At 61.6% G+C, this 5,943-nt stretch carries 10 protein-coding genes; 9 read left to right on the top strand and 1 reads right to left on the bottom strand.

From position 1 onward, the window contains the following. Positions 1-403 precede the first annotated feature (403 nt). The 4 genes from CMI59_RS05655 (at position 404) to CMI59_RS05640 (ending at position 3,198) form a co-directional block, all read left to right on the top strand. Entirely contained in the window at positions 404-1,603 is a 1,200-nt protein-coding gene (locus CMI59_RS05655; RefSeq protein ID WP_293325869.1) for an acyl-CoA dehydrogenase family protein, read from the top strand. Positions 1,604-1,746: 143 nt separating this feature from the next. Beyond that, a complete protein-coding gene (locus CMI59_RS05650) occupies positions 1,747-2,007 on the top strand; it encodes a biopolymer transporter ExbD (RefSeq protein ID WP_293325866.1) in 261 nt (86 codons plus the stop codon). A gap of 4 nt (positions 2,008-2,011) precedes the next feature. After that, positions 2,012-2,374, top strand: coding sequence for a biopolymer transporter ExbD (locus tag CMI59_RS05645; protein WP_012110719.1), 363 nt, complete (start codon positions 2,012-2,014; stop codon positions 2,372-2,374). A 38-nt stretch (positions 2,375-2,412) separates the two neighbouring features. Then, positions 2,413-3,198 (top strand): DUF2285 domain-containing protein, encoded by a 786-nt coding sequence (locus CMI59_RS05640; protein ID WP_293325860.1) that lies wholly within the window; start codon positions 2,413-2,415, stop codon positions 3,196-3,198. 6 nt (positions 3,199-3,204) lie between these two features. Here CMI59_RS05640 and CMI59_RS05635 read toward each other — a convergent pair whose 3' ends face one another. After that, entirely contained in the window at positions 3,205-3,480 is a 276-nt protein-coding gene (locus tag CMI59_RS05635) for a DUF2285 domain-containing protein (protein WP_290891734.1), read from the bottom strand. 86 nt (positions 3,481-3,566) lie between these two features. Between CMI59_RS05635 and CMI59_RS05630 the strand changes: the two genes are divergently transcribed. The 5 genes from CMI59_RS05630 to CMI59_RS05610 all read left to right on the top strand — a co-directional run. Then, complete coding sequence (locus CMI59_RS05630) at positions 3,567-3,785, top strand: helix-turn-helix transcriptional regulator (RefSeq protein ID WP_290891735.1); 219 nt, start codon at positions 3,567-3,569, stop codon at positions 3,783-3,785. 147 nt (positions 3,786-3,932) lie between these two features. After that, positions 3,933-4,175: a helix-turn-helix transcriptional regulator gene (locus tag CMI59_RS05625; RefSeq protein ID WP_012110723.1), complete on the top strand. Its 243-nt coding sequence runs from the start codon at positions 3,933-3,935 to the stop codon at positions 4,173-4,175. Between the two features lie 236 nt (positions 4,176-4,411). Next, a complete protein-coding gene (locus CMI59_RS05620; protein WP_293325856.1) occupies positions 4,412-5,347 on the top strand; it encodes a zincin-like metallopeptidase domain-containing protein in 936 nt (311 codons plus the stop codon). Next, positions 5,344-5,541, top strand: a complete 198-nt coding sequence (locus CMI59_RS05615; protein ID WP_290891737.1) for a hypothetical protein — start codon at positions 5,344-5,346, stop codon at positions 5,539-5,541. Before CMI59_RS05620 ends, CMI59_RS05615 begins: the two co-directional genes overlap by 4 nt. 11 nt (positions 5,542-5,552) lie before the next feature. Beyond that, the coding region (locus CMI59_RS05610) for a hypothetical protein (RefSeq protein WP_293325852.1) at positions 5,553-5,943 on the top strand (391 nt) is incomplete at its 3' end.

Genomic DNA, 5,943 nt, shown 5'->3' with positions numbered 1-5,943 from the left:
GGGCCGCTTCGTCGCGCGCACCGCGACAGAGGTTCATGGCGGCATGGGCTTCACCGATCTGCTTGGCCTGCATTACTGGTTCAAGCGTATTGGTTTCGATCGGCAGCTGTTGGGCGGGCCGGAGCTGGTTCGTCTCGAAGCGGCGCACTTGCAGGGCTGGGCTGCCTAGACCCCGACCCGGGTATCGGGAAGCATGGATACGGTTGTCGATGTGTGTTGCCGCGACTCACGGCGCGGTAATATTCGCATCGGCCCGGCAATGGGGAGAGAGGCGGATTTATCGCGGCCAACCTTTCGACGGAATTTTTTGAAAGAGGCGGACAATTCGGTCTTTTGCCCGCCCGGAGAAATTCATTATAATAAAAATACAATCACCCGGATCGTCGCCGCGAAAGGTCAGCAGATGGATATCGAGCTTACGAAAGAGGACGATGCCTTTCGCGCGGAAGTCCGCCGGTTCATTTCGGAAAAACTCCCCAGGGAGCTCGCGGAGAGAGAGACAGTGGGCGCGTCTGGCGAGCGCGGGGCGCTCAGGCGCTGGCAGAAGGACCTCCACGAGAAAGGCTGGGTAGCGGTCAATTGGCCCAGGCAGTATGGCGGCACTGGATGGACGCCGATGCAGAAGCATATTTTCAACGAGGAGATGGCCGCCGCTAACGCGCCGCGTCTGTCGCCTTTCGGTCTGTCGATGGTCGGGCCGGTGATTTACACTTTCGGCAACGAAGAACAAAAGAAGCAGCATTTGCCGGGTATATTGTCGGGAGATGTTTGGTGGTGCCAAGGCTATTCGGAGCCAGGATCCGGATCGGACCTCGCCTCGCTGAGGACCAGGGCCGTGCGTCAGGGCGACCATTACATCGTCAACGGCGAGAAAATCTGGACGTCGTACGCCCACGAAGCCGATTGGATATTCTGTCTCGTGCGAACGGATGAGACCGCTAAACCGCAGGAAGGTATCTCGTTCCTTCTGATCGACATGAAGACGCCCGGCATCGAGGTGAAGCCCATCATTTCCATCGATGGCCTGCATCACTTGAACGAAGTTTTTTTCACTGACGTCAAGGTGCCGGTGACGAACCGCATCGGCGATGAAAACAAGGGCTGGACCTACGCCAAGTTCCTGCTCGTCAATGAGCGCACCGGCATTGCGGGTGTTCCCGAGTCCAAGCGCAAGATCGCGCACCTCAGAAAAATCGCCAGACAGGAAAGGCTTGGCGATGGCACGGCGCTGGCGGACGATCTGGCATTCATGACGAAGCTCTCCGAAATCGAGGTAAAGCTTACGGGGCTCGAATATACCAATCTGCGGATCGTCGCGGATGAGGTGGCGGGCCGCCCTGCGGGCCCCTCTTCTTCGACCTTGAAGATTGTCGGGACCGAAGTTCAGCAGGCGTTGTCGGAGCTTGCCGTCGAAGCAGCCGCCTTCTACGCCATGCCGTTCCAGAGGGAACATTTGATGGGAATCGCCAATGAAGCGCCCGTCGGGCCCGCCTATGCGGTGAGCGTGACAAGTGCCTATAATTTCGGTCGCGCCGCTTCGATTTATGGCGGCTCGAACGAAATCCAGCGCAATGTCATCGCAAAGGCCGTTCTGGGACTTTGACGGACCATCTAGGATGCGTCCCTTTTTTTATGTCAGTCCACCAACCCTTCAGGCTCAAGCCGCCCGCGAATAGCGCTTGAGCTGTTGATCGATATTGCCGAACTGGGTTTCGATCATGGTGAGGTGCTTGTCGTCCCCCAGGCGTGGCCGGAGAACATCGTGCGGCGGTCGACGGCGAAGGCGCCGTCTTCTGGAACAAAGAGAAGATGGCGGACAATCGCGAACTTTTGGACCGGATCAAGGAAGTGGCGGTGCTGGAGCCGCAACCGGAAGTCCATGTCCGGGGCGACCGGAATACGGGCTTCGAGTTCATCGGCCGGGTGACTGTCACCTGTCAGCGCGACGGCATCCAGAAGGTCGCCTTCATCACCGAGCCCGTCTCCGGCGCGGCGCAGCAGGAGTGAACCCATGGCCATGAATGTCGGCGACGGCAAGGAAGACGACGTGATGATGGAGGTCAACACGACGCCCCTGATCGACGTCATGCTGGTGCTGCTGATCATGCTGATCATCACCATCCCGATCCAGACCCATGCGGTGAAGCTCGACATGCCGCAGAACCTGTCAGCCCCGCCGCCCGAGACGGAGCCGCAGGTCGTCGATCTCGAACTCGACTTCGACGGCACGGTGTTCTGGAACGGTGTCCCCGTCCCGGACCCCGGCGCGCAATGCCTTCGCGACGGTCAAAGACCCGAACCCCATGTCACTCGCGCAGATATGGATCGTCCTCACCAGATGAGCGGTCCATTGACCATATCCGAACCGGAATAGAAGGCTCCGGCGACTTATCTCCTTTTCGAACCGGTCCCATGAAATGGCAAAACACAGAGCAATATGAGTGGCTTCAGGCCTTGTCGGCGCATGGGCTTGCGTGGGAATTTTTGCGCCGCAATCGCGCCTACAGGAGCGCGGCTGCAAATCTTGGCGTGACGTGGCCGCCGGATGGCAGCCCGCCCGATGAGACCTGGTCCGCCGGCGACCAAATGTCCGAGGCACGGGAATGGGGCTTGCTCCTTTTCGAAACGCCCGATCGCGACGCGCGCGAGGCGAATATTTTCTGGATGCCGGAGTTCTGCCCGAGTGTTCTTCCGGTCGTTGCGAGCCAGAATGTCGGTCACGTGTCGGGCCGGTTTCTGAATTTAAGCCGCCTGCGATGCCGCAATGTCCTCATCCCCGGAGAAGACATTCAACATCTTCTGTGCGCCGACCAGGGCCGGTTCCTGCAACTGTCTGTTACTGGCGAATGCCTTACGCGCCCGGTGCAGGTGCTTGCGAACGTCTTGCCCATGACGCCCTATTCGGAGACAAGATGGCGCGGCTTCAGGCGGCTGAACGACCTTGTGTGCACCGAGACGCTACGAACGAAATTTTATCCGCCGGACCTTGGCGCTCGACGCCTCTCCCGAGTTCTGCAGGCGCTGGACGGCTATCTCGCTGGAGCATCCCAGCGCGAGGTCGCGGTTGCGCTGTTCGGTGCGGAGCGTGTCGAGGCTGACTGGCGCGATCCGCGGAACCATCTCTGCGACCAAGTGCGCCGCGCCATTAGACGCGGCCGCGACCTGATGAATGGCGGTTATCTAAAATTGTTGCGATGAGGGAGCTCAGTGCGCCCCGGTAGTGAGAAGATGACGGTAACCATTATCCGACATCCATCTGGCACGGCGCAAGTGGCTCGCCAGGGCGTTGCGGGATCGCTCGGCCTCTCGCGCGGGGTCGATACCCAGAACGATCCTCGACATCGCCTCATCCGACGCGCCGGCTGCGACGGCGTCGAGCAACCGCAGATAAACGATCAGATGACGCTCGTCATAGTCGGTGATTGTCTCCGACCAAGGGACGTCCTCGACGATCTCTGGATTGAGTTCCGGCTTAGGCATGTCCCGCTCCGCTCATGGTTCCGTGCCATCCGAATAACATACTATAGTTGATAAACTTAAAGTATGTAATCCGCTGACCTTGGCGCATGGATATGCGCAAGACGGTCGGCGACAATGTCAGGCGGATCAGGCTCAAAAAGGGTCTGACCCAAGAACAGTTCGCCGAGATTTCCGGTTTCAGCCAGCAATACATCAGCGGGCTCGAACAAGGCCGCCGCAATCCAACCGTCGTGACGCTTTATGAACTCGCGACCGCGTTGGGTGTCAGTCATCTCGATCTCCTGCGTCCGGACAGATCGGGCTGAGACTCGATCACCTTGTTTTTCGGATGTGGCGAAGGGCGATCTCGTCCCATCAGTCAAGTTCGCACCGCATCAAAATATCCTAAAATGGGATAATCCGAAACTGGGATTATTTGGTCGAACCGTTTTGTCTCAAGCCGGTTCGGCCGAATGTCCAAGACCCTTCGCACGCCGCGTCAACGCAAGCTGCTGGCGTTGCTGATCAAGCTTCGCAAGGCGAAGGGCCTGACGCAGGCGGATGTCGCCGCGCGGCTCAAGCGTACCCAATCCTTTGTCGCCAAATATGAAGGCGGCGAACGCCGTCTCGACATCATCGAATTCGTCGACGTCGTGCAGGCGCTTGGCGACGATCCCGGTGACGTTCTCAAGGAACTCTACAAGCCCAAGGGTTAAGGCCGCCGCGCTTTCGCGCGGCGTCTTTGTTTGAAGCGTCTCCCCGTCACGCGGGATGGGCGGCGCTCCCTTCTAGGCCCGCCGCGGCAGGCCGCAACCCTCCGCTTGCGCTCCGGGTCCTCCACTTCGTTCCGGCCTTCGGTGCGTCCCGCCTCTGACGGCGGGCCTTCCGGTCGCTTTTCGCCGCCCATCCCGCTTCCGGGAGAGACGCGGCGGGATTTGACGGGAGCTGGCCGATGCGCGGAGAACATAATCGTCAGACCGGGAAGCAGGCGGGGCCGCAGCTTTATGCCGATGTGACGGCAAAAATCGTCGCGGAACTGGAAGCGGGCCGGGTGCCTTGGGTGCAGCCCTGGGACGAAGCGAAAGCGGGGCTCGGTCTGCCGCGCAATGCGGCGACGGGGAATGCCTATTCGGGGATCAATATTCTGATCCTCTGGAGCGCCGTCATCGAACGGGGTTTCGCCGCCCAGAACTGGCTCACCTTCCGGCAAGCGCTTTCGCTTGGCGGCCATGTCCGCAAGGGCGAGAAGGGCGTGGCCCTCGTTTATGCCGACCGCTTCACGCCCAAGGCGGAACGGGAACGCGCGGCGGCGGAGGGTGAGGAGGCCCGGAGCGTTCCCTTTCTCAAGCGCTTCACCGTTTTCAATGTCGCGCAATGCGATGGCCTGCCGGGCGAGCTGCTTGCACCGCCCGCCATACTGCCGGAATGCGAGACCGTGCCCGCCGCCGAGGCGCTGATCGCCGCGACCGGCGCGGCATTCCATGTGGGCGGCGCGATGGCCCTTTATGTGCCGAGCCTCGACCGCATCGAGGTGCCGCCGCAAACGGCCTTTCACGAGCCGGTCAATTATTACCGCACCTGTTTCCATGAACTCGGCCACTGGGCCGGCCACCCCTCGCGGCTGGCGCGCGATCTTTCCGGGCGTTTTGGCTCGCGCGCCTATGCGGCGGAGGAATTCGTCGCCGAAATGGCGAGCGCCTTTGTCTGCGCCGCGCTCGGCATCGTGCCGACGGTGCGCCATGCGGACTATATCGCCTCATGGCTCGACCTGTTGCGCGACGATGAGCGTGCCATCTTCCGCGCCGCGAGCCTCGCCTCCAAGGCGGCGGATTTCCTGCTGGCCTTCCGCGCGGAGGGCACAGAGACGGGCGCGGGGAGGGCGGCATGAGCGAGCACCCGCCTCTCGACTCCGAAAAGACGCCCGAAGGCGAGCAGTGCCTCATGCCGGGCGTCGCGCCGATCCGCGAGCGCGACCGGCTGGCGGCCTTCATGGCCGCGCCGCTGCGCCCGCGCAAAGCCCAGAAGCCCTTGAACATCGGCCTCTTCGACGAGGACGCCCGCAACCAGCTGAGTCTGTTCTGAAGGAGACACCCATGAAGAAATGGACGGTGCAATGCGGCTTTGCCGCCTATTACGCCAATATCGTGGCGGTCGAGGCCGACACGCTCGCGGAGGCACTGGAGAGGGCCATCGTCACCGCCAATGAGAGCGACGGCTGGAAGCCACTCGACGATTGCGGCCCGACCTTCATCGATGCCGTTGCCGAAGGCGACGATGCCGATCCATGGCGGGAGTTTGCCTCCTCGCTCCCTGTGCCGCCGCGCTTCTCGGAGCGCGGTGAGCCCGTCGCCGTGACCGTCACGGTTTCCGGCGGCGTCGTGCAACAGGTCGAGATCGAGGGCGGACGCGCCCGCGTCCATGTCCATGACCACGACACCGAGGGCGCCGCGCCCGGCACGCCCGGCCTTCATATCGATGCGGCGG

Source organism: Parvibaculum sp. (genome assembly GCF_002684405.1).
Taxonomy (GTDB): Bacteria; Pseudomonadota; Alphaproteobacteria; order Parvibaculales; family Parvibaculaceae; genus Parvibaculum.
Note: the sequence above shows the minus strand (reverse complement) of the source record. Positions and strands in the feature narration are given on the sequence as shown.